The sequence below is a fragment of the Pseudocitrobacter corydidari genome (assembly GCF_021172065.1).
Classification (GTDB): Bacteria; Pseudomonadota; Gammaproteobacteria; order Enterobacterales; family Enterobacteriaceae; genus Pseudocitrobacter; species Pseudocitrobacter corydidari.
This window is the reverse complement of record NZ_CP087880.1, coordinates 4,404,438-4,426,889: the sequence shown is the minus strand read 5'-3', so window position 1 is coordinate 4,426,889 and position 22,452 is coordinate 4,404,438. Positions and strand designations below refer to the sequence as shown.

22 protein-coding genes are annotated in these 22,452 nt (G+C 55.2%); 13 read left to right on the top strand and 9 right to left on the bottom strand.

From position 1 onward, the window contains the following. Positions 1-77 precede the first annotated feature (77 nt). From mlaB to mlaF, 5 genes are read right to left on the bottom strand one after another with little or no spacing between them, the layout of a single operon-like run. Entirely contained in the window at positions 78-368 is a 291-nt protein-coding gene (mlaB, locus tag G163CM_RS20650; RefSeq protein ID WP_231828404.1) for a lipid asymmetry maintenance protein MlaB, read from the bottom strand. Next, positions 365-1,000, bottom strand: coding sequence for a phospholipid-binding protein MlaC (mlaC, locus tag G163CM_RS20645; RefSeq protein WP_231826118.1), 636 nt, complete (start codon positions 998-1,000; stop codon positions 365-367). The genes mlaB and mlaC overlap by 4 nt, the downstream gene beginning before the upstream one ends. Positions 1,001-1,018: 18 nt before the next feature. After that, positions 1,019-1,573, bottom strand: coding sequence for an outer membrane lipid asymmetry maintenance protein MlaD (gene mlaD, locus G163CM_RS20640; protein ID WP_015962833.1), 555 nt, complete (start codon positions 1,571-1,573; stop codon positions 1,019-1,021). Positions 1,574-1,577: 4 nt separating this feature from the next. Then, positions 1,578-2,360, bottom strand: coding sequence for a lipid asymmetry maintenance ABC transporter permease subunit MlaE (gene mlaE, locus G163CM_RS20635; protein WP_015962832.1), 783 nt, complete (start codon positions 2,358-2,360; stop codon positions 1,578-1,580). Positions 2,361-2,367: 7 nt separating this feature from the next. Further along, positions 2,368-3,180, bottom strand: coding sequence for a phospholipid ABC transporter ATP-binding protein MlaF (mlaF, locus tag G163CM_RS20630; protein WP_015962831.1), 813 nt, complete (start codon positions 3,178-3,180; stop codon positions 2,368-2,370). Positions 3,181-3,382: 202 nt separating this feature from the next. Between mlaF and G163CM_RS20625 the strand changes: the two genes are divergently transcribed. From G163CM_RS20625 to yrbL, 12 genes are all read left to right on the top strand, one after another. Further along, complete coding sequence (locus tag G163CM_RS20625) at positions 3,383-4,357, top strand: calcium/sodium antiporter (RefSeq protein ID WP_015962830.1); 975 nt, start codon at positions 3,383-3,385, stop codon at positions 4,355-4,357. A gap of 14 nt (positions 4,358-4,371) precedes the next feature. Further along, the gene (gene kdsD / locus G163CM_RS20620; RefSeq protein ID WP_041686367.1) at positions 4,372-5,358 is read left to right on the top strand and encodes an arabinose-5-phosphate isomerase KdsD; all 987 of its coding nucleotides are present in this window, start codon (positions 4,372-4,374) and stop codon (positions 5,356-5,358) included. A 14-nt stretch (positions 5,359-5,372) separates the two neighbouring features. Further along, positions 5,373-5,939, top strand: coding sequence for a 3-deoxy-manno-octulosonate-8-phosphatase KdsC (kdsC, locus tag G163CM_RS20615; protein ID WP_231826117.1), 567 nt, complete (start codon positions 5,373-5,375; stop codon positions 5,937-5,939). Further along, positions 5,936-6,511, top strand: coding sequence for an LPS export ABC transporter periplasmic protein LptC (gene lptC, locus G163CM_RS20610; RefSeq protein ID WP_015962827.1), 576 nt, complete (start codon positions 5,936-5,938; stop codon positions 6,509-6,511). Before kdsC ends, lptC begins: the two co-directional genes overlap by 4 nt. Next, positions 6,480-7,034 (top strand): lipopolysaccharide ABC transporter substrate-binding protein LptA, encoded by a 555-nt coding sequence (gene lptA / locus G163CM_RS20605; protein WP_015962826.1) that lies wholly within the window; start codon positions 6,480-6,482, stop codon positions 7,032-7,034. Before lptC ends, lptA begins: the two co-directional genes overlap by 32 nt. Before the next feature lie 6 nt (positions 7,035-7,040). Then, complete coding sequence (lptB, locus tag G163CM_RS20600; protein WP_015962825.1) at positions 7,041-7,766, top strand: LPS export ABC transporter ATP-binding protein; 726 nt, start codon at positions 7,041-7,043, stop codon at positions 7,764-7,766. A 47-nt stretch (positions 7,767-7,813) separates the two neighbouring features. Next, positions 7,814-9,247: an RNA polymerase factor sigma-54 gene (gene rpoN / locus G163CM_RS20595; RefSeq protein ID WP_231826116.1), complete on the top strand. Its 1,434-nt coding sequence runs from the start codon at positions 7,814-7,816 to the stop codon at positions 9,245-9,247. Between the two features lie 22 nt (positions 9,248-9,269). Then, entirely contained in the window at positions 9,270-9,557 is a 288-nt protein-coding gene (gene hpf, locus G163CM_RS20590; RefSeq protein WP_015962823.1) for a ribosome hibernation promoting factor, read from the top strand. Between the two features lie 56 nt (positions 9,558-9,613). Then, positions 9,614-10,102, top strand: a complete 489-nt coding sequence (gene ptsN / locus G163CM_RS20585; RefSeq protein WP_015962822.1) for a PTS IIA-like nitrogen regulatory protein PtsN — start codon at positions 9,614-9,616, stop codon at positions 10,100-10,102. A 33-nt stretch (positions 10,103-10,135) separates the two neighbouring features. Beyond that, entirely contained in the window at positions 10,136-10,990 is an 855-nt protein-coding gene (gene rapZ / locus G163CM_RS20580) for an RNase adapter RapZ (RefSeq protein ID WP_015962821.1), read from the top strand. Further along, a complete protein-coding gene (npr, locus tag G163CM_RS20575) occupies positions 10,987-11,259 on the top strand; it encodes a PTS phosphocarrier protein NPr (RefSeq protein WP_015962820.1) in 273 nt (90 codons plus the stop codon). The genes rapZ and npr overlap by 4 nt, the downstream gene beginning before the upstream one ends. 229 nt (positions 11,260-11,488) lie before the next feature. Then, the gene (gene yrbL / locus G163CM_RS20570; protein WP_231826115.1) at positions 11,489-12,121 is read left to right on the top strand and encodes a PhoP regulatory network protein YrbL; all 633 of its coding nucleotides are present in this window, start codon (positions 11,489-11,491) and stop codon (positions 12,119-12,121) included. Here the strand turns inward: yrbL and mtgA are convergent. The 4 genes from mtgA to mnmL all read right to left on the bottom strand — a co-directional run bounded on the left by mtgA (position 12,118) and on the right by mnmL (position 17,302). Further along, positions 12,118-12,843 carry a monofunctional biosynthetic peptidoglycan transglycosylase gene (mtgA, locus tag G163CM_RS20565; protein WP_231826114.1) on the bottom strand — a complete coding sequence of 242 codons (726 nt, stop codon included), beginning with the start codon at positions 12,841-12,843 and terminating at the stop codon, positions 12,118-12,120. The genes yrbL and mtgA overlap by 4 nt on opposite strands. Next, the gene (gene elbB / locus G163CM_RS20560; protein WP_231826113.1) at positions 12,840-13,493 is read right to left on the bottom strand and encodes an isoprenoid biosynthesis glyoxalase ElbB; all 654 of its coding nucleotides are present in this window, start codon (positions 13,491-13,493) and stop codon (positions 12,840-12,842) included. The genes mtgA and elbB overlap by 4 nt, the downstream gene beginning before the upstream one ends. 232 nt (positions 13,494-13,725) lie before the next feature. Next, positions 13,726-16,062, bottom strand: coding sequence for an aerobic respiration two-component sensor histidine kinase ArcB (gene arcB, locus G163CM_RS20555; protein WP_231826112.1), 2,337 nt, complete (start codon positions 16,060-16,062; stop codon positions 13,726-13,728). Positions 16,063-16,375: 313 nt separating this feature from the next. Continuing rightward, on the bottom strand, positions 16,376-17,302 hold the full coding sequence (gene mnmL, locus G163CM_RS20550) for a tRNA modification radical SAM protein MnmL/YtqA (protein WP_231826111.1): 927 nt from the start codon (positions 17,300-17,302) through the stop codon (positions 16,376-16,378). A 683-nt stretch (positions 17,303-17,985) separates the two neighbouring features. On the opposite strand from mnmL, the gene gltB reads away from it, so the two are divergent. Next, positions 17,986-22,446 (top strand): glutamate synthase large subunit, encoded by a 4,461-nt coding sequence (gene gltB, locus G163CM_RS20545; RefSeq protein WP_231826110.1) that lies wholly within the window; start codon positions 17,986-17,988, stop codon positions 22,444-22,446. Positions 22,447-22,452 lie beyond the last annotated feature (6 nt).

Sequence of the window (22,452 nt, the reverse complement as noted above, 5' to 3'; positions counted from 1 at the left end):
TTAAACAATCAAAAAGCCCCATCGTGCAGATTGATGGGGCTTTGGGAGTAATCAACAGCAATAACGCACTGAAAGTATTATGGGATCATATCTGCTGGCAGATTATACAATCCGGCGAGCGTGGCGACGTTTTCGCTCACACCTTTAACGCTGGCTGTATTGCCCTGACGGCGGATCAGCTCGATAAAGTGGATTAATAACGCCAGGCCGGCAGTATCAACGCGGCTTAACCCACTTAAATCAATCACCTGCGCGCCGCTCGTGGCCTCTGCTCTGGCGTCCCACAGGGGAACCAGCAGATCTTGATCCAGTTCACCGTGCAGCGACAGAGTTTCCCCGTCGCGCGTCCAGCTTAACTGTTCCATTATTTTTTCTGTTCCAGCGTGATCGGCTGGTTGGAGATGGATTTGAGCTGCGCCGTCAGGCCATCGATACCTTTGGTGCGCAGCAGATCGCTCCACTCGTTTTGCTTGGTGGTGATCATGCTCACCCCTTCCGCAATCATGTCATAAGCCTGCCAGTTACCCGTCTGGGTATTTTTACGCCACTGGAAATCCAGGCGCACCGGCGGGCGACCGTTCGGATCAACAATCGTTACGCGAATAGGCACGATAGACGCATCGTTCAGCGGCTGTTCCGGCGCAATCTGGTAGGTCTGACCGTGGTACATCGCCAGTGCCTGGCCGTAAGCCTGTTTCAGGTACTCACGGAATGCGGCGAAGTAAGCGTCACGCTGCGCCGGGGTGGCGTCTTTGTAGTAACGGCCCAGCACCAGCGCACCGGCGTATTTTACCTGTACGTACGGCAGCAGTTCCTGATCGACCACGTCGCGCAGGTAGTTCGGATTCGCGCGAATTTTCGGTTGTTCATTTTTCAGGCGATCAAAGGTTTTCTGCGCCGCTTCATTCATCAGCTTGTACGGATTGGACTGGTCAGCCGCCGTTGCCGCGGTTAACGGAGCAATCACCAGCATAGCGACCATCAATAAGCGTTTAAACATGAGTTACGTCTCCTGAAATTAATTCGTCGAGCCAGCAGCAGGCGTCGCAGCATCAGTATGTCCTTCGCCAGCGCTTTGCGCATCGCCTGAAGTCTTATTGTCACCGCCTTTACTGTTGTAAAGGAACTGACCGATTAAATCTTCCAGCACCATGGCGGATTTGGTGTCCTGGATAGTACCGCCATCCTTAAGGATAGACGTTCCCAGCTCCGGGTCTTCAAATCCGACGTTCAGCGCCAGATACTGTTCCCCCAGCAGGCCGGAGGTGCGGATTGCCAGCGAGCTGGTATCCGGAATATGGTTGTAACGCTCTTCGATATCCAGCGCCACGCGCGGCAGATAGGTTTTCGGGTCGAGGGTGATGTCCGCGACGCGACCAATCACTACCCCGCCGATACGTACCGGCGAACGCGCTTTCAGGCCGCCGATGTTATCGAAGGTGGCGTAAATGCGGTATGTCGGCTCCACGCGCAGCGAGGTGACATCTGCCGCTTTCAGGCAGATAAACAGCGCCGCCAGCATGGCAACCAGCAAAAAGATACCGACCCAGATTTCACTCTTTTTCGTTTGCATTCACTCAATTCCCAAACATCAGTGCCGTCAGCACAAAGTCCAACCCAAGTACCGCCAGCGACGAATGCACCACGGTGCGCGTTGTCGCCCGGCTGATCCCGGCAGAAGTGGGGATCGCATCGTAACCGTTGAATAACGCAATCCATGTAACCGTAATGGCGAAGACCAGGCTCTTAATCAGGCAGTTAACCAGATCAAGACGGAAGTCCACCGCGTTTTGCATTGCCGACCAGAAGAAGCCGGCATCAATACCTTTCCAGCTTACGCCAACCAGCGAACCGCCCCACACCCCCACCGCGACGAACATAATCGTCAGCAGCGGCAGCGAGATAACGCCCGCCCAGAAACGTGGCGCAATGACGCGACGCAGCGGATCAACAGCCATCATCTCCATGCTGGAGAGCTGTTCCGTCGCGCGCATCAGGCCGATTTCAGCGGTCAGTGCGGAGCCTGCGCGCCCTGCAAACAGCAGCGCGGCAACCACCGGCCCCAGCTCACGCAGCAGCGACAGCGCCACCAGCATACCTAAGCTGGTTTCTGCACTGTAGGTGGTCAGCACCAGATACCCCTGAAGACCCAGCACCATGCCGATAAATACACCGGACACGAGGATGATCAGCATCGACAGCACGCCAACGTTATAAAGCTGACGCACCAGCAACGGCGCATGCTTACGAAACTCCGGCTTGCCGACGATGGCATTGAATAACATTAACCCGGCGCGCCCGAACGTCGCGAGAGTCTTAATCCCGCGATGGCCCAGCGCGGCCAGTGCATTTAACAGCATGAGTAAGTTAGCTCCCTGTTCCTAAGAGATCGCGGCGATAGTCGCCCGCAGGATAGCGGAACGGCACAGGCCCGTCGGCAATGCCGTCGAGGAACTGGCGTACCCGAGGATCGTCGTTTTCCTGCAATGCCGACGCGCTCCCGTGCGCGACAATTTTTTTATCCGCCACGATGTAGGCGTAATCCGCGATACTCAGCACTTCAGGCACATCGTGCGAAACCACGACACAAGTGACACCGAGCGCGCTATTGAGTTCCGAAATCAGTTTGACCAGCACGCCCATGGTGATCGGGTCCTGGCCAACAAAAGGTTCATCAAACATGATGAGGTCGGGCTCAAGCGCGATAGCGCGCGCCAGCGCCGCACGTCGCGCCATGCCGCCGGAGAGTTCTGACGGCATCAGTTTCGCCGCCCCACGCAGGCCGACAGCTTCCAGTTTCATCATCACCGTGCTTTTCAGCAGGGCGGGAGGAAGATGCGTGTGCTCACGAATAGGATAGGCGACATTGTCAAAAACGTTCATGTCGGTGAACAGCGCGCCGGACTGAAACAGCATGCTCATGCGCTTACGCACGGTATACAGGCGCGAGCGGGACATCTCCGGCACATTTTCGCCGTCAAACAGGATCTCGCCGCTGTCCGGTGGGATCTGCCCGCCAATCAGGCGCAGCAGCGTGGTTTTGCCGATGCCCGACGGCCCCATGATGGCAGTAATTTTTCCGCGCGGCACCGAAAGCGAGATATTGTCAAAGATGACACGGTTCCCGCGCGTGAAGCTCATTCCCCGGACATCAACAAGATTCGCTAAACTCTGGCTCATACGTTTACCTTTACCAGGACCTTAACAGGGGGAGCATGGAATGATTCCCTGCCCTAAACCCGACATTCTTACAGAATCTGCTCTGCTTTGGTTAACGAAATCTGGCATTTGTTTTACTTTTACAGCGCATAAAGTCAAAATTAAGAATTCGTTACGACCAGGCGTTACGGACTAGCGATTATACCTTAAGAAAGGACTTTGAATGCTTTTAGCGACGGCTCTGTTCATAATTGGTTTACTTCTGGTGGTTTACAGCGCCGACCGTCTGGTTTACTCCGCATCAATACTGTGTCGCGCGGTAGGCATCCCGCCGCTGATTATTGGTCTGACGGTGGTCAGCGTCGGCACATCATTACCGGAAATTATTGTTTCTTCCGCCGCCGCGCTGCACGGGCAAGTTGATTTGGCCATTGGCACCGCCATTGGCTCGAATATCATCAATATTTTATTGATCCTCGGGCTTGCCGCCTTGCTGCACCCTTTTACCGTGCATTCTGATATCCTGCGCCGCGAAGTTCCCTTAATGTTAATCGTCAGCCTGCTGGCGGGCTATGTGTTGTATGATGGTGAATTATCACTGTTTGATGGCGTTTTTTTGCTCGCGCTGGCGGTGCTTTGGTTGCTGTTTACCGTTAAAATCGCCCGGCTGGCGGAACGTCAGGGAAACGATAGCCTGACCCGCGAACAGGTCGCGGAGCTACCCCGCGAAGGTTCGCTGCCGGTTGCGTTCCTGTGGCTCGGTATCGCGTTGATTATTATGCCCATGGCGACGCGTATGGTGGTGGATAACGCTACCGTACTGGCCAATTTCTTTGCCATGAGCGAGCTGACCATCGGCCTGACCGCCATTGCGCTGGGCACCAGTCTCCCAGAACTGGCAACGGCAATCGCGGGCGTGCGCAAAGGCGAAAATGACATTGCCATTGGTAATATCATCGGCTCCAACTTTTTTAATATCGCCATTGTTCTTGGAATACCGGCGCTGCTGGCGCCAGGCGCGTTTAACCCACTGGCCTTCACCCGCGATTACGGCGTGATGGTTATCGTGAGCGTGATTTTTGCGTTGCTGTGCTGGCGACGTCAACAAATTGGCCGCGTGGCGGGCGCGCTCTTAACCGGCGGGTTTATCGCATGGCTGGCGATGCTCTGGTGGGCGACGCCGCTCTTTGTAGAATGAATCGGGATAACATTATGTCGCAAATCGATTTGCAACCGGGTTTTGACTTCCAGAAAGCCGGGAAAGAGGTGCTGGAGATTGAACGCGAGGGCCTGGCCCAGCTCGATCAATACATCAACGACGACTTCAGCCGCGCCTGTGAGAAAATCTTCTACTGCAGCGGTAAAGTCGTGGTGATGGGCATGGGGAAATCCGGGCATATTGGCCGCAAAATGGCTGCGACATTTGCCAGCACCGGCACCTCCGCGTTCTTCGTGCATCCGGGCGAAGCCGCACATGGCGATTTGGGCATGGTAACGCCGCACGATATCGTCATCGCCTTGTCTAACTCCGGTGAATCAAACGAAATTCTGGCGTTGATCCCGGTTCTGAAACGTTTACAGGTGCCGCTGATTTGCATGACCAGCCGCCCGGAAAGCAGTATGGGCCGCGCGGCGGATATCCATCTGTGCGTGAAAGTGCCGAAAGAAGCCTGCCCGTTGGGCCTGGCGCCGACCTCCAGCACCACCGCGGCGCTGGTGATGGGTGATGCGCTGGCAGTTGCGCTGCTGAAAGCGCGCGGTTTCACTGCCGAAGATTTTGCGCTCTCCCACCCCGGCGGCGCACTTGGTCGCAAGCTGTTGCTGCGCGTAAACGATATTATGCACACCGGCGACGAAATTCCGCGCGTCAGCAAAGAAGCGTCTTTGCGTGATGCGCTGCTGGAAATTACCCGCAAAAACCTCGGCATGACGGTAATTTGCGATGCCAACATGAAGATCGACGGTATCTTCACCGATGGTGACCTGCGCCGTATCTTTGATAACGGCGCCGATTTGCGTAGCCTGAGCATCGCCGATGTGATGACCCCAGGCGGTATTCGTATCCGTCCGGGTACGCTGGCCGTTGATGCGTTAAACCTGATGCAATCCCGCCACGTCACCTGCGTGCTGGTTGCCGATGGCGATCACCTGCTGGGCGTCATCCATATGCATGATTTACTGCGCGCAGGCGTAGTGTAAAAGGATTAAAAACAATGAGTAATGCTGTCACTTCCGTGGCAACCTGTTACGGCCCGGTGAGCACCGAATTTATTGAGAAAGCGGCGAAAATTCGCCTGCTGATCCTCGACGTCGACGGCGTGCTGTCCGATGGTCTGATTTACATGGGGAATAACGGCGAAGAGCTGAAAGCCTTCAACGTGCGTGATGGCTACGGTATTCGCTGCGCCCTGACGTCCGGAATCGAAGTTGCCATTATTACCGGGCGAAAAGCTAAACTGTTAGAAGACCGCTGTGATACGTTAGGAATTACCCATCTTTATCAAGGGCAATCCGATAAACTGATCGCCTATCGCGAGCTGCTTAGCAAGCTCGGTTTGCAGGCCGATGAAGTCGCTTATGTGGGCGACGATCTCATCGACTGGCCGGTCATGGCGGAAGTGGGTTTAAGCGTTGCGGTCAATGACGCGCATCCGCTGTTGCTGCCGCGTGCGGATTACGTCACCCGTATTGCCGGTGGACGCGGCGCGGTCCGCGAAGTGTGCGATCTCCTGTTGCTGGCGCAAGGGAAGTTAGAGGAAGCCAAAGGGCAATCGATATGAGTAAAACCAGACGTTGGGTTATTATCCTGCTTTCGCTTGCGGCGCTCATCCTCATTGGCATCAATCTGGCCAGTAACGATGATGACGGCCAGGCGGTTGTCAATGCGAATGACCCAACTTATAAAAGCGAACATACCGATACGGTGGTCTACAGCCCTGAAGGCGCGTTGAATTATCGGTTAATCGCAGAACACGTCGAGTATTTCTCCGACGAAGCTGTCTCGTGGTTTACCCAGCCGCGACTGACCACGTTTGACACCGAAAAAGTGCCAACCTGGTCAATCAAAGCCGATAAAGCGAAGCTGACAAACGATCGCATGCTGTACCTTTACGGTCACGTTGAAGTTAACGCGCTGACCCCTGACGCGCAATTGCGCAAAATTACGACGGATAACGCCCAAATCAACCTGGTCACCCAGGATGTTACCTCTGATGATTTGGTGACGTTATACGGAACGACATTTAATTCCAGCGGCCTGAAAATGCGCGGCAATTTACGCAGCAAGAACGCCGAGCTGATTGAAAAGGTTAGAACCTCCTATGAAATTCAGAACAAACAAACTCAGCCTTAAGCTGGCGCTCGCCGGTTCTCTGCTGGCAGCCAGCCTGCCGGCACTGGCACTGACTGGTGATACTGACCAGCCGATTCACATTGAATCCGATCAGCAGTCGCTGGATATGCAGGGCAATATCGTGACCTTTACCGGCAACGTTATTGTGACCCAGGGCAGTATCAAAATTAACGCCGACAAGGTCGTGGTGACCCGCCCTGGCGGCGAAAAAGGCAAAGAAGTGATCGACGGCTACGGTAACCCGGCGACCTTCTATCAAATGCAGGACAACGGCAAGCCGGTGAAAGGCCACGCCGCCAAAATGCATTATGAACTGCAAAGTGATTTCGTGGTGCTGACCGGCAACGCGTATCTGGAACAGGTCGACAGTAACATCAAGGGCGACAAAATCACTTACCTGGTTAAAGAACAGAAAATGCAGGCGTTTAGCGAAAAAGGTAAACGCGTCACGACCGTTCTGGTTCCGTCCCAGTTGCAGGACAAAAACAAAGACCAGGCTCCGGCACAGAAGAAGAGTAACTAATTCGTTATGGCGACATTAACTGCAAAGAACCTGGCTAAAGCCTACAAAGGCCGCCGTGTGGTAGAGGATGTCAGTCTGACCGTCAACTCCGGTGAGATTGTGGGCCTGCTCGGGCCGAACGGTGCGGGTAAAACCACCACCTTCTACATGGTGGTCGGTATCGTGCCGCGCGATGCGGGTAACATCATTATTGATGACGAAGATATCAGCCTGCTGCCGCTGCACGCCCGTGCGCGCCGCGGGATTGGCTATCTGCCACAGGAAGCGTCCATTTTCCGTCGTCTGAGCGTATACGACAACCTGATGGCCGTGCTGCAAATTCGCGACGATCTCACCAGCGAACAGCGCGAAGACCGCTGTAATGAGCTGATGGAAGAGTTCCACATCGAACACCTGCGCGACAACATGGGTCAATCGCTCTCCGGGGGCGAACGTCGCCGCGTAGAGATCGCCCGCGCGCTGGCCGCAAATCCGAAATTTATCCTGCTGGATGAACCGTTTGCGGGCGTTGACCCAATCTCCGTTATCGATATCAAACACATCATTGAGCACCTGCGCGACAGCGGTCTCGGCGTGTTAATCACTGACCACAACGTCCGCGAAACGCTGGCGGTGTGTGAGCGTGCGTATATCGTCAGCCAGGGGCAGCTTATCGCCCACGGCACCCCGACAGAGATCTTACAAGACGAACATGTTAAACGTGTGTATCTTGGGGAAGACTTCAGACTCTGATAGGGTAGAAGCATGAGAGAGGTTAGCCGGAGATTATCGCACTGAACATGAAGCAAGGTTTGCAATTAAGGCTCAGCCAACAGCTCGCCATGACGCCACAGCTGCAACAGGCTATTCGCTTGTTACAGCTGTCGACGCTGGAACTGCAGCAGGAACTTCAGCAAGCGCTGGAGAGTAATCCCCTGCTTGAGCAAACCGATATTCATGAAGAAATCGATGCCAAAGAGACGCCGGATAACGAAACGTTAGACAGCGCCGATGCGCTCGAACAGAAAGATATGCCGGAAGAGCTGCCGCTTGATGCCAGCTGGGATGAAATCTACACCGCCGGAACGCCCTCAGGCACCGGCGCAGATTACCAGGACGACGAACTGCCGGTCTATCAGGGCGAAACCACCCAGTCCCTTCAGGATTACCTGATGTGGCAGGTGGAACTCACGCCGTTTACCGACACGGACCGCGCGATAGCCACCTCCATTGTCGACGCCGTTGACGATACCGGTTATCTGACCGTCCCGCTGGAAGATATCCTTGAGAGCATGGGCGATGACGAAATCGGTCTGGATGAAGTCGAAGCGGTGCTTAAACGGATCCAGCGATTTGACCCGGTGGGTGTCGCCGCCCGCGATCTCCGCGATTGCCTGCTTATTCAGCTCTCTCAGTTTGCCAAAGAAACCCCCCGCCTCGCCGAAGCCCGTCTGATCATCAGCGACCATCTCGATCTGCTTGCCAACCACGATTTCCGATCGTTAATGCGCGTCACGCGTCTGAAAGAAGACGTGTTGAAAGAAGCGGTGGATCTGATTCAGTCACTGGATCCGCGTCCGGGTCAGTCGATCCAGACCGGTGAGCCGGAGTATGTTATTCCTGATGTGCTGGTGCGCAAAGTCAGTGGCCGCTGGGTGGTGGAACTCAACGCCGACAGCATTCCACGTTTGCAAATCAACCAACACTACGCGGGCATGTGTAACAACGTCCGTAACGACGCCGACAGCCAGTTTATTCGCAGCAACCTACAGGATGCGAAGTGGCTGATTAAAAGCCTTGAGAGCCGCAACGATACGTTGCTGCGCGTCAGCCGCTGCATCGTTGAGCAGCAGCAGGCGTTTTTTGAGTCCGGCGAAGAGTATATGAAACCGATGGTGCTGGCGGATATCGCCCAGACCGTCGAGATGCACGAATCCACGATTTCACGCGTGACGACGCAGAAGTATTTGCATAGCCCGCGCGGTATTTTTGAGCTTAAGTATTTCTTCTCAAGCCATGTGAATACTGAGGGTGGCGGTGAAGCCTCATCCACGGCGATCCGCGCGCTGGTGAAGAAATTGATTGCCGCGGAAAATCCCGCGAAACCACTGAGCGACAGTAAGCTGACCTCCATGCTCTCCGATCAGGGTATCATGGTGGCCCGTCGAACCGTTGCGAAGTACCGAGAGTCTTTATCCATTCCGCCGTCTAACCAGCGTAAACAACTGGTCTGACTCAACTGATAAGGAAGACACTATGCAGCTCAACATCACTGGACACAACGTCGAAATCACTGAAGCCCTGCGCGATTTCATCAACACGAAATTCGTGAAGCTGGAACAGTATTTCGAGAGGATCAATCAGGTCTATATTGTGTTAAAAGTGGAGAAATTGACGCACATCTCGGATGCGACCCTGCATGTTAACGGGGGCGAACTTCATGCCAGCGCGGAAGGGCAAGATATGTATGCCGCTCTCGATCTGTTGATCGACAAACTGGCGCGGCAGCTTAATAAACATAAAGATAAACTGAAACAACACTAATTGTCCGGGCGGTCGCCCGATGCCGGTAAAGTGTCGGGCGATGCTTAGGTGAAATTATGATAAATAACGATTCGGCTCTACAACTGAGCAATGTGCTTAACCAGGAATGTACCCGCAGTGCTGTTCACTGCCAGAGTAAAAAACGTGCGCTGGAAATCATCAGTGAACTGGCGGCAAAGCAGTTAGGCCTGCCTCCGCAGGTGGTGTTTGAAGCGATTCTCACCCGCGAGAAAATGGGCAGTACCGGCATTGGCAATGGCATCGCCATTCCACACGGTAAGCTGGAAGAAGATACGCTGCGCGCCGTGGGCGTTTTTGTGCAGCTTGAAACGCCGATCGCGTTCGACGCCATCGACAATCAGCCTGTCGACCTGCTGTTTGCTCTGCTGGTGCCTGCGGACCAAACCAAAACGCACTTACATACGCTTTCACTGGTGGCGAAACGTCTGGCGGATAAAACTATCTGCCGCCGCCTGCGCTCAGCGCAGAGTGACGAAGAGCTTTATCAAATCATCACCGAAACGGAAAACAGTGATGAAGCGTAAGGGAAATGAGTTCGTACTGAGGAGAAACGGTACATGGTACTGATGATCGTCAGCGGCCGCTCAGGCTCGGGTAAATCCGTGGCCTTACGGGCGCTGGAAGATATGGGTTTCTACTGTGTGGACAACCTGCCGGTAGTCCTGCTGCCAGAGCTTGCGAAAACGCTGGCCGACCGGGAGATCTCCGCCGCCGTCAGTATCGACGTGCGTAACATGCCGGAGTCGCCGGAAATCTTCGAAAAAGCGATGGAAAATCTGCCGGACGCATTTTCTCCACAGTTGCTGTTCCTCGATGCCGATCGCAATACGCTGATCCGTCGTTACAGCGACACGCGTCGTCTGCACCCGCTTTCCAGCAAAAACCTGTCACTGGAGAGCGCCATCGACAAAGAGAGCGACCTGCTGGAGCCGCTGCGCTCACGCGCGGACCTTATCGTCGATACCTCCGAGATGTCGGTACACGAGCTGGCAGAAATGCTGCGTACCCGCCTGCTGGGCAAACGCGAGCGCGAACTGACGATGGTGTTTGAATCCTTCGGCTTCAAGCACGGTATTCCTATCGATGCGGATTACGTCTTCGACGTACGCTTCCTGCCGAACCCGCACTGGGATCCCAAACTTCGCCCAATGACCGGCCTCGATAAACCGGTTGCCGCATTCCTCGACAGGCATACGGAAGTCCATAACTTTATCTACCAGACCCGCAGCTATCTTGAGCTATGGTTACCTATGCTGGAAACCAATAACCGTAGCTATCTGACCGTGGCGATTGGCTGTACCGGCGGTAAACACCGTTCGGTGTATGTCGCCGAACAACTGGCTGACTACTTCCGCTCGCGCGGTAAGAACGTGCAGTCTCGTCACCGGACGCTGGAAAAACGTAAATCATGACCGTAAAGCAAACCGTTGAAATCACCAACCGGCTGGGCATGCATGCCCGGCCAGCGATGAAGCTGTTTGAACTGATGCAGGGTTTTGATGCGGAAGTGCTGCTGCGCAACGACGAAGGCACAGAGGCGGAAGCCAATAGTGTGATTGCGCTGCTGATGCTGGATTCCGCCAAAGGACGCCAGATTGAAGTGGAAGCCTCCGGCCCGCAGGAAGTCGAAGCGCTGGCCGCGGTTATCGCCCTGTTTGAATCCGGGTTTGATGAAGATTAAGTAGTCTCCCTTCCCCATGCCGGATGGCGGCTTCGCCTTATCCGGCCTACGAAAAGCGCCTCTACCCTAAAAACGCCATTTGGCGTTTTTTTTTATTATCCCTGTACAATTTGTGCGCTTTTTAGTCCAGGATTAACCTTAAGAAAACCTTAACATGGTTCGTTTATGTTTCATTTAAGTTTGGTGTCGATACTGGTCAATTGTCAGCAAATAATTCCAGGAGCGCGTCATGTTACATTTATCGGATCACACCCCCCTGGGCACCGGAAGACATCGTAAATGTTATGCGCATCCGGATGATGCCCAACGCTGTATCAAGATCGTTTACAACAACGATCAGGGCGGCGACAAAGAGATCAAGCGTGAGCTGGGTTACTACGCCCATCTCAACCGTCATCTGAAAGACTGGAGCGGGATCCCGCGTTATTACGGCACCGTTGAGACCGACTGCGGAACGGGTTACGTGTATGACGTGATCAGCGACTTTGACGGTAAACCGTCTATCACCTTAAAACAGTTCGCTGCGGAGTGTCGCTACGAAGAAGATCTGGTTGTGTTGCGTCAGATCCTGCGCACGTTGAAGAAGTACATCACCGAAAACCACATTGTGACCATGACGCTGAAACCGGCCAATATTCTGTGTCATCGCATCAGCGAATCGGAAGTGGTGCCGGTTATCTGCGACAACATCGGCGAATCAACCTTTATTCCACTGGCCACCTGGTCAAAATGGTTCTGTCGTCGTAAGCAGGAACGCCTGTGGGAACGCTTTATTGCGCAGCCGGTGCTGGCAGCCGCGCTGAAGAACAGCAAGCCGCGCGAAGAGCGCAGCGCGCTGGAGCTCTCTTCTCGTAAAGTTTAATGCAGTTGGTGGCGGGTCATGAAGGATTCGCCGCCGAGTTGACGCATCTGGCGCAGAATCCATGCCTGGCGGTTACGCACGTAGCCTGAAGGGGCATCCGCTTTAAAGCGAATCGGGTTCGGTAGTACCGCGGCTAACAGCGCCGCTTCCGACATGGTCAGCCTGCTGGCGGATTTATGGAAATAGCGCTGCGCAGCGGCCTCTACGCCAAAGGTGCCCTCGCCAAACTCAGCGATATTCAGGTATACCGTCAGGATACGTTTCTTACTCCAGACGGTTTCGATTCCCACCGTTAGCCCGGCTTCCAGCCCTTTACGCAACCAGCTACGGCCATCCCACAGCAGCAGGTTTTTCGCTGTCTGCTGCGACAACGTCGACGCGCCGCGAATGCGGTTTTCGTTGCGTTCGTTATGCGTAAGCGCCTTTTCGATCGCCTGAACATCAAACCCCCAGTGCTCCGGGAATTTCTGATCTTCGGCGGCAATCACCGCCAGTCCCATCCACGGCGAGATCTCATCCATGCTGACCCAGTCGGAATGCGCCACATAGTGAAAATCGCCACTCAGCCAGGCGCTTAGCTGGCGCTCGACCATCACCGCAGAAAAGGGCACTGGCACAAAGCTGAACAGCGCGATGCCGCCGCCCCAGAACAGCACCAGCAGCAACGCGACGCGCCAGGCGATACGTTTTATCCACGCCAGCGGTAAGACGCGCTTGCTCATTCAGCCAGAACCAGCACGCGCGCTACCAGCTTCTCAATGCCCTCGGCAGCTTCAGCGATGTTCTGCGCCAGCATGTAGGCCGGGGTGGTGACCACTTTGTTGTCTTCATCAACAACGATATCATCGACCGGACACGGCACGTGCTCCGCGCCCATCTCTTCCAGCACTTCCGCGGTGTCGATATCCGTGCCGATGGTAATGCGCAGCGGGAAATCAAAAATCTTCGGCAACATCGCCGGAGCGATACACATAAAGCCGAGCGGTTTGCCCGCCTGATGCATTGCCTGCGCCAGCGCTTTCAGATTTGCGTCAACCTCGCACGCCGCGCCCTGCGTGGCGAAGTTAGAGAGGTTTTTCGCCGCGCCAAACCCGCCGGGCACTATCAGCGCATCCAGCTCTTGCGCCTGGGCGCTGGCGAGCGGGCGTACATCGCCGCGCGCAATGCGCGCAGACTCGATCAGCACATTGCGGCTTTCGCCCATCGCTTCTCCCGAGAGATGATCGACAACATCGAACTGGCGCTTATCCGGCGCAAAGCACACGGCCTGCGCGCCGCTACGGACAATGGCCAGCAGCGTTAGGGTGGCTTCGTGAATTTCAGACCCGTCATAGACACCGCAGCCGCTCAAAATAACGCCAATTTTTTTCATGATGCTTATCCCTCGCTGTAACTGACTGAAGATTATTACTATTTCTGATTAACTCGCTATGCTTCACATATTTTGCTGATTCATGTAACAAATGTTTCAAGTTTTGCTATCTTAATCTGCGTGCAATCGTATTCATCAGGTTGTGTCTTACTAAATTCCTATTACATCTTATGGCGCAGCCACGATTTCCCTGGTGTTGGCGCAGTGTTCGCGCACCCCGGTTTAGCCGGGGTCATTTTTTTTCAGCGTTCGCCACCCAGGATTTAAGCACCGCGACATCGTGCTGCCACTCGGTTTTCATCTCTTCAACCCATTCACCGACGTTATCCCACCAGGCCGGTAAATCAGGTGACTGGATCTGCTGCCCCAACTGTTGCAAATGACGCAGGCCCACGGACCCCGCCGCACCTTTAATTTTGTGCCCTTCCTCGACAATGCCTTTCTGATCGCGCGCGGTCAGATTCGATTCCAGCACCGCCAGATATCCCGGCATCATCTTCTCAAAGACGGCCAGACCATCGGTAATCAGCTTCGGCCCTACCAGTTCGATGTACTGCTCCAGCATCGGAATATCCAGTAACTGCTGTGATTTACCCTGTTCAGTTGGCATTGCGGTACTCTCCTCGTCGTCGGCGGTGTCCCAGAATTTTTTGATCATCGCGGTGAGGGCCGGTACTGATAACGGCTTGCTCAGCACATCATCCATCCCCGCTTCCAGATACTCTTTTTTATCTTTCAGCACGTTAGCCGTCAATGCCACCAGCGGCGGCAGGTCATCAGCGGCAAATTTCTGTTTTAACTCGCGAGAGATATCCAGCCCGGTCATATCCGGCAGTTGAATATCCAGCAGTACCAGGTCGTATTCGCCTGGCGTAAACATCTCCAGCGCTGCCTTCCCGGTCATCGCCACGTCAACGCTGTTGCCGAGTTTTTCCAGCACCGAGCGGGCGACAATGACGTTCAGTTCGATATCTTCCACCAGCAGCACGTTGAGCGCCGGCAGCGGCATATCGTCGTCGTCCAGCGTATCTTCAACTTCGTCGGCAACCGCTGGCGCGTGGACGGTCAGAATAAAGGTCGAGCCCTGCCCTGGGTTGCTGGTGACTTCAATGTCGCCGCCCATGTCGCGCGCCAGACGACGCGAAACGGCCAGGCCAATCCCGGTGCCGGTCGCTGGTTTACCGCCCTGGCTGTCTTTCACCTGGTAGTACATGGCAAAGATTTTATCCTGCTCTTCCTGCGGAATACCGATACCGGAGTCGGCCACTTCAAAGTGCAGCATATCGCCGTCGTCGTAACGAATACGCACTTCAACCTTGCCCTGCTGGGTAAATTTCACCGCATTGCTGATGAGGTTCCACAGGATCTGACGCAGGCGCGTACCGTCGGTAATCACTTTATGCGGCAGCGGCAAGCTCGGCTCCATGACGAAGCGCAGCCCTTTCTGTTGCGCCTGCAAGCCGGAGAGGTTTTCTAAATCGGAGAGGAAGCCGGTAAAGTCGATAGTCTGGTTATCCAGCTGAACTTTACGCCGCTCCATTTTATCCATATCGATGATATCGTTAAATATATTACCTAACGTCACCGCAGAAACATGGATAGTTTTCAGGTATTTTTCCTGCTCGGCGGTCAGGTCGGTATCAAGCAGAATACGGCTCAGGCCAACGATGCCGTTGAGCGGCGTACGCAGTTCGTGGCTGATGGTGGAGATAAAGGTGGTCTTATCGCGGCTGGCACGCTCCAGAGCGTCCTGATAACGCTTACGCTCGGTAATATCACGGCCAAAGCCCATCAGGCCGTGGCGCTTACCGACGCGGTCGTAATAAGGCACTTTACGGATTTCAAAGCAGGCTTTGCGACCATCCGGGTAATCCAGCCACTGTTCATAGGTGAGCGAGACGTTATGACGGAACACTTTCTCATCAGTTTCCAGCACCTTCGCGGCCGCTTCCGGCGCATAAACGTCTTCCGGATGCAGGTTGATCAGTTGTTTTTCGCTTTTCCCGGTTAACAGTTCCATCGCCCGGTTACAGCCGGAAAACTCTTTATCTTCATTGCGATAGAAGACCAGGTCTGGTGAGGCATCGAGGAACGAGCGCAGGAAGGAGGATTGTTGCTCGAGGCGGATTTGCGTCTCTTCACGCTCTTTCATCTCGACCTTCAGCTGCTCAAGCGTGGTTTCACGCTCAGCTTCCGCCTTTTCACGATCGCTGATTTCCTGGTTGAGCTGCGAGATGTTGTCTTTGAGTTGAACGTTAAGTTTGAGATCGCGCTCGCGCATCTCTTCGAGCTTCTCCACCAGCTTCGATAAACGCTGGCGGGATTCTTCCAGTTGCTCGACCACCACCGATAAAAAGTAGACCGCCCACGGCGTAATCAACAGACCAAAGAAGATAGAGCGGATCACATCAATGCTTTCCACCTGGCCGTGCAGCACCATGGTTACGGCCATCTGCACCACAATGGCCAGTACCACCAGCGCAAGGGCCAATAGCATTGAAAAGCGCACCAGACCCAGCTTCATCATCAGGTCGACGTAATACTGCGCCAGTAAACGGATTTGCTTCATAGGGGGTTCCTTCACGTCATCGTCGCTCAATAATACCCAATTCTGAGCAATGCGTTGAAGGTTGTGTGAAAAATGGTGAGTTGAGCGGTCTTTGTGCCGGATGGCGGCTTCGCCTTATCCGGCCTACAAGTTGGCCCGTAGGTCGGATAAGGCGCTAGCCGCCATCCGACATTTAGCAACCGTAGGTCGGATAAGGCGAAGCCGCCATCCGACATTTAGCAACCGTAGGTCGGATAAGGCGAAGCCGCCATCCGACATTTAGCAACCGTAGGTCGGATAAGGCGCTAGCCGCCATCCGACATTTAGCCGCACATTAGCTTAACCCTTCCCACGGAGTCCCCAGCGCCGATCCCTGCACCCCATGTTCATTCAAATACTTATCCAGCTCCACCATCCCGGTCCAGCGGTTTTCACACCACAGCGGCGCGAGGAGCGTCGGGCGACGCGCGCTGGCGGAAATGCGGTGGTAAATCACCTCGGGTGGCGTGTGGCGAATCATCTCACCTGCCGTCACGGTATAATCGTCGAGCTCAATGCCGCTTAAGCGCCCCGCCTCCCATGCCTTCGCCATAATGCTGCCCTTCACGATATGCAGCGGATGCAACTTAATGCCGTCCACGCCAGTCTCCACCACGCGTTCCAGGGTTTGCAGACATTCACTTTTCCCTTCGCCCGGCAGGCCGACAATCAGATGCGAGCACACTTTCAGCCCGCGTTCGCGCGCCAGCCGAGTGGTGTTCTGGTAGCAGGCAAAATCATGCCCCCGGTTGATGCGATGCAGCGTTTTATCGTGCGCGGTTTGTAGCCCCAGCTCCAGCCACACTTCATAACCCTGGTCTTTATATTCAGTGAGCAAATCGAGCACCGCTTCCGGCACGCAGTCCGGGCGCGTGCCCACGCACAGACCCACGATATTGGCCTGACTGACCGCCTGCTGATACATAGACCGCAGCACCTGCACTTCCGCAAAGGTACTGGTATAAGCCTGGAAATAGGCAAGATAGCGTTTGGCGCGATTCACCAGGCTTGCCTGATGCTCAAGCTGTTCGGCAATCGAGCGGTACTGCTGCGCTTCATCGGCAAAAGAGGCGACATTGCAAAACGTGCAGCCGCCCCGGCCAATGGTGCCATCACGATTCGGGCAGCTAAACCCGCCATGCAGCGTCAATTTATGAACCTTTTCGCCATAGCGACGTGAAAGATCCCCACCAAACATATTGACTAATTTTTGTAACTGCATAATCTGATAGACCGGCCTGTAGAAAGGGGCCAAGCCTGCCATTTTTAGTCTCGATCGGCGATGACCTGGATCAATCGCCCGGTAGACCTTTATCTCATTGCATAACCAATCAAAATAAATGCAATTTCATTCATCGCCAAACCGATTACTTTTGCTTATATACGCCGCTTATTTTGCAATAATCCGCCTCTCGTAGAAAAACAGAGTGATCCTATACCCGCACAACCATTGCCAGTGTTATGTGCTGCTTTAAGCGGCAAATTCAGCACAGGCCGTTTATCACACCGCTTCCAGACAGTGAGTCAGATCACACTCCATCCGCACCTGTTTCGTGGTTAATACAATGTAAAAAATGGATAAAAACCATAAATATCATTGAATTAAGCCTCCTATAGCACATTTTTAGATAAATAAGTTTGCCATTTGACCTGTCTACGGATTCCCGATAAGTTGGAAATCCGCTGGAAGCTTTCTGGATGAGCACTCAGCTCATCATATTTATGCAGTAATTGAGATTCCCTCTGAAGCAAGTCCTCAAACTTGTTTGACCTGCGCGAAAAGGCAAAAGAGGGCGAATGCGAGATTGGTCATTGAACGACCCAATCCCGTCGCCATGCTCTTTCTGCGCCCGTGCGCAATCGGTGTCGGAGTGAGTCACGTAGAGCCTGGGGAGGTTCACTGATATGTTGTACGATAAATCCCTTGAGAGGGATAACTGTGGTTTCGGCCTGATCGCCCACATAGAAGGCGAACCTAGCCACAAGGTAGTGCGTACCGCCATACACGCACTGGCCCGCATGCAGCACCGTGGGGCAATCCTCGCCGATGGTAAAACCGGTGACGGTTGCGGCCTGCTGCTGCAAAAACCGGATCGTTTCTTCCGCATTGTGGCGGAAGAGCGCGGCTGGCGTTTAGCCAAAAACTACGCCGTCGGCATGCTGTTCCTGAATCAGGATCCAGACAAAGCCGCCGCATCGCGCCGCATCGTTGAAGAAGAACTGCAACGTGAAACGCTCTCTATTGTTGGCTGGCGTGATGTGCCGACCAACGAAGGCGTTCTCGGTGAAATCGCCCTCTCCTCGCTGCCCCGTATTGAGCAAATTTTTGTTAACGCCCCGGCTGGCTGGCGCCCGCGCGATATGGAACGCCGTCTGTTCATCGCCCGTCGCCGCATTGAACAACGCCTGGTGGAAGACAAAGAGTTCTACGTCTGTAGCCTGTCGAACCTGGTGAACATCTATAAAGGTCTGTGTATGCCGGCGGATTTGCCGCGCTTCTACCTGGACCTCGCGGACCTGCGTCTGGAATCGGCCATCTGCCTGTTCCACCAGCGCTTCTCCACCAACACCGTGCCGCGCTGGCCGCTGGCGCAGCCGTTCCGCTACCTGGCGCACAACGGTGAAATCAACACCATCACCGGTAACCGTCAGTGGGCGCGCGCGCGTACCTATAAGTTCCAGACGCCGCTGATCCCTGACCTGCACGACGCCGCACCGTTTGTTAACGAAACCGGCTCTGACTCCAGCTCGATGGATAACATGCTCGAACTGCTGCTGGCAGGCGGGATGGATATCGTGCGTGCGATGCGTCTTCTGGTTCCGCCAGCCTGGCAGAACAACCCGGATATGGACCCGGAGCTGCGCGCGTTCTTCGACTTTAACTCCATGCACATGGAGCCGTGGGATGGCCCGGCGGGCATCGTAATGTCCGATGGTCGCTACGCGGCCTGTAACCTTGACCGTAACGGCCTGCGCCCGGCGCGCTACGTCATTACCAAAGACAAGCTCATCACCTGCGCATCGGAAGTTGGGATCTGGGATTATCAGCCCGACGAAGTGATGGAAAAAGGCCGCGTTGGGCCGGGCGAGCTGATGGTGATCGACACCCGCAGCGGCCGCATTCTGCACTCTGCCGAAACCGATAACGACTTGAAAAGCCGTCATCCGTACAAAGAGTGGATGGAGAAAAACGTCCGCCGCCTGGTGCCGTTTGAAGATCTGCCGGACGAAGAGGTTGGTAGCCGCGTGATGGACGATGACACGCTCGCCAGCTACCAGAAACAGTTTAACTACAGCGCGGAAGAGCTAGATTCGGTTATCCGCGTGCTGGGCGAAAACGGCCAGGAAGCCGTCGGCTCAATGGGCGATGACACCCCGTTTGCCGTGCTCTCCAGCCAGCCGCGCATTATTTACGACTACTTCCGCCAGCAGTTTGCGCAGGTGACGAACCCGCCAATCGACCCGCTGCGTGAAGCGCACGTCATGTCGCTGGCGACCAGCATTGGCCGCGAAATGAACGTCTTCTGCGAAGCAGAAGGCCAGGCGCATCGCCTGAGCTTCAAATCGCCAATCCTGCTGTTCTCTGATTTTAAACAGCTCACCACAATTAAAGATGAGCACTATCGCGCAGATACCCTCGATATCACTTACGATGCGACGGAAACCTCGCTTGAAGCGACGGTAAAAGCGCTGTGCGATAAAGCCGAAGAGATGGTGCGTAACGGCACCGTTCTGCTGGTGCTCTCTGACCGCAACATCGCTAAAAATCGTCTGCCGGTTCCGGCACCGATGGCGGTTGGCGCGATTCAGGCGCGCCTGGTCGATAAGAGCCTGCGCTGCGATGCCAACATCATCGTGGAAACCGCCAGCGCCCGCGACCCGCACCACTTTGCCGTGCTGCTGGGCTTTGGCGCGACGGCAATCTACCCGTATCTCGCCTACGAAACGCTGGCGAAACTGGTGGATACCAAAGCGATTGATAAAGCGTACCGCACCGTGATGCTCAACTACCGTAACGGCATCAACAAAGGTCTGTACAAAATCATGTCCAAAATGGGCATCTCAACCATCGCCTCTTACCGCTGCTCCAAACTGTTTGAAGCGGTCGGCCTGCATGACGATGTGGTTGAGCAGTGCTTCCAGGGCGTGGTCAGCCGCATCGGTGGCGCAAACTTTGACGACTTCCAGCAGGATCTGCTGAACCTGTCGAAACGTGCCTGGCTGGCACGTAAACCGATTAGCCAGGGCGGCCTGCTGAAGTACGTACTCGGCGGTGAATATCACGCCTATAACCCGGACGTGGTGCGCACGCTGCAACAGGCAGTGCAAAGCGGCGAATACAGTGACTATCAGGAATACGCGAAGCTGGTCAACGAGCGCCCGGCGGCAACGCTGCGCGATCTGCTGGCTATCACGCCAGGTAGCGACGCCGTCAGTATTGATGAGGTTGAGCCGGCAAGCGATCTGTTTAAACGCTTCGATACCGCGGCGATGTCTATCGGCGCATTGAGCCCGGAAGCACACGAAGCGCTGGCGGAAGCGATGAACAGCATCGGTGGTAACTCTAACTCCGGCGAAGGCGGCGAAGACCCGGCACGCTACGGCACCAACAAAGTGTCGCGCATCAAGCAAGTCGCTTCCGGTCGCTTCGGCGTCACGCCAGCGTACCTGGTCAATGCCGACGTCATTCAGATTAAAGTCGCTCAGGGCGCGAAGCCGGGCGAAGGCGGTCAGTTACCGGGTGATAAAGTCACCCCGTACATCGCCAAACTGCGCTATTCCGTGCCGGGCGTGACGTTGATCTCCCCGCCGCCGCACCACGATATCTACTCTATCGAGGATTTAGCGCAGCTGATTTTCGACCTCAAACAGGTCAACCCGAAAGCGATGATCTCCGTGAAACTGGTTTCCGAACCGGGCGTCGGTACCATCGCCACCGGCGTGGCGAAAGCTTACGCCGATTTAATCACCATCGCCGGTTATGACGGCGGCACCGGCGCAAGCCCGCTGTCGTCAGTGAAATACGCAGGCTGCCCGTGGGAACTCGGCCTGGTGGAAACCCAGCAGGCGCTGGTGGCCAACGGCTTGCGTCACAAAATTCGTTTGCAGGTCGATGGCGGCCTGAAAACCGGCGTCGATATCATCAAAGCGGCGATTCTCGGCGCGGAAAGCTTCGGCTTCGGCACCGGCCCGATGGTGGCGCTGGGTTGTAAATATCTGCGTATTTGCCACCTGAACAACTGCGCGACGGGTGTGGCAACTCAGGATGACAAACTGCGTAAGAACCACTATCACGGCCTGCCGTTCAAAGTGACCAACTACTTTGAATTTATCGCCCGTGAAACCCGCGAGCTGATGGCGCAGCTTGGCGTGACGCGTCTGGTCGATCTGATTGGCCGTACCGACCTGCTCAAAGAGCTGGACGGTTTCACTGCCAAACAGCAGAAGCTGGAACTGTCTCGCCTGCTGGAGACCGCCGAGCCACATCCTGGTAAAGCGCTCTACTGCACCGAGAACAACCCGCCGTTCGATAACGGCGTGTTGAATGCGCAGCTGCTGCAACAGGCGAAACCGTTTGTCGATGAGCGCCAGAGCAAAACCTTCTGGTTCGATATTCGCAACACCGATCGCTCCGTGGGCGCGTCGCTCTCCGGCTATATCGCACAAACGCACGGCGACCAGGGTCTGGCATCCGATCCGATTAAAGCGCACTTCAGCGGCACCGCAGGCCAGAGCTTCGGCGTCTGGAACGCAGGTGGCGTAGAGCTGTACCTGACCGGCGATGCCAACGACTACGTCGGTAAAGGCATGGCGGGCGGCCTGATTGCTATTCGCCCTCCGGTGGGTTCCGCCTTCCGCAGCCATGAAGCGAGCATTATCGGCAACACCTGCCTGTACGGCGCGACCGGTGGTCGTCTGTATGCCGCAGGCCGCGCGGGTGAACGTTTCGGCGTGCGTAACTCCGGTGCTATCACCGTGGTAGAAGGTATTGGCGACAACGGTTGTGAATATATGACCGGCGGCATCGTCTGTATTCTGGGTAAAACCGGCGTTAACTTCGGCGCAGGCATGACCGGCGGCTTCGCCTACGTTCTGGATGAAAGCGGCGATTTCCGTAAACGCGTCAACCCGGAACTGGTGGAAGTGCTGGACGTTGACTCTCTGGCAATCCATGAAGAGCACCTGCGCGGGCTGATTACCGAGCACGTACAGTTAACCGGTTCCCAGCGCGGCGAAGAGATTCTGGCGAACTGGCCAGCATTCTCTGCCAAATTTGCTCTGGTTAAGCCGAAGTCCAGCGATGTCAAAGCACTGTTGGGTCATCGTAGTCGTAGCGCAGCTGAGCTGCGCGTGCAGGCGCAGTAAGGGGTC

Excerpts from the sequence above, each read along its gene's own strand:
- mlaC (WP_231826118.1), bottom strand. The coding sequence starts at position 1,000 with ATGTTTAAACGCTTATTGATGGTCGCTATGCTGGTGATTGCTCCGTTA.
- mlaD (WP_015962833.1), bottom strand. The coding sequence starts at position 1,573 with ATGCAAACGAAAAAGAGTGAAATCTGGGTCGGTATCTTTTTGCTGGTT.
- mlaE (WP_015962832.1), bottom strand. The coding sequence starts at position 2,360 with ATGCTGTTAAATGCACTGGCCGCGCTGGGCCATCGCGGGATTAAGACT.
- mlaF (WP_015962831.1), bottom strand. The coding sequence starts at position 3,180 with ATGAGCCAGAGTTTAGCGAATCTTGTTGATGTCCGGGGAATGAGCTTC.
- G163CM_RS20625 (WP_015962830.1), top strand. The coding sequence starts at position 3,383 with ATGCTTTTAGCGACGGCTCTGTTCATAATTGGTTTACTTCTGGTGGTT.
- kdsD (WP_041686367.1), top strand. The coding sequence starts at position 4,372 with ATGTCGCAAATCGATTTGCAACCGGGTTTTGACTTCCAGAAAGCCGGG.
- kdsC (WP_231826117.1), top strand. The coding sequence starts at position 5,373 with ATGAGTAATGCTGTCACTTCCGTGGCAACCTGTTACGGCCCGGTGAGC.
- lptC (WP_015962827.1), top strand. The coding sequence starts at position 5,936 with ATGAGTAAAACCAGACGTTGGGTTATTATCCTGCTTTCGCTTGCGGCG.
- lptA (WP_015962826.1), top strand. The coding sequence starts at position 6,480 with ATGAAATTCAGAACAAACAAACTCAGCCTTAAGCTGGCGCTCGCCGGT.
- lptB (WP_015962825.1), top strand. The coding sequence starts at position 7,041 with ATGGCGACATTAACTGCAAAGAACCTGGCTAAAGCCTACAAAGGCCGC.
- rpoN (WP_231826116.1), top strand. The coding sequence starts at position 7,814 with ATGAAGCAAGGTTTGCAATTAAGGCTCAGCCAACAGCTCGCCATGACG.
- hpf (WP_015962823.1), top strand. The coding sequence starts at position 9,270 with ATGCAGCTCAACATCACTGGACACAACGTCGAAATCACTGAAGCCCTG.
- ptsN (WP_015962822.1), top strand. The coding sequence starts at position 9,614 with ATGATAAATAACGATTCGGCTCTACAACTGAGCAATGTGCTTAACCAG.
- rapZ (WP_015962821.1), top strand. The coding sequence starts at position 10,136 with ATGGTACTGATGATCGTCAGCGGCCGCTCAGGCTCGGGTAAATCCGTG.
- npr (WP_015962820.1), top strand. The coding sequence starts at position 10,987 with ATGACCGTAAAGCAAACCGTTGAAATCACCAACCGGCTGGGCATGCAT.
- yrbL (WP_231826115.1), top strand. The coding sequence starts at position 11,489 with ATGTTACATTTATCGGATCACACCCCCCTGGGCACCGGAAGACATCGT.
- mtgA (WP_231826114.1), bottom strand. The coding sequence starts at position 12,843 with ATGAGCAAGCGCGTCTTACCGCTGGCGTGGATAAAACGTATCGCCTGG.
- elbB (WP_231826113.1), bottom strand. The coding sequence starts at position 13,493 with ATGAAAAAAATTGGCGTTATTTTGAGCGGCTGCGGTGTCTATGACGGG.
- arcB (WP_231826112.1), bottom strand. The coding sequence starts at position 16,062 with ATGAAGCAAATCCGTTTACTGGCGCAGTATTACGTCGACCTGATGATG.
- mnmL (WP_231826111.1), bottom strand. The coding sequence starts at position 17,302 with ATGCAGTTACAAAAATTAGTCAATATGTTTGGTGGGGATCTTTCACGT.
- gltB (WP_231826110.1), top strand. The coding sequence starts at position 17,986 with ATGTTGTACGATAAATCCCTTGAGAGGGATAACTGTGGTTTCGGCCTG.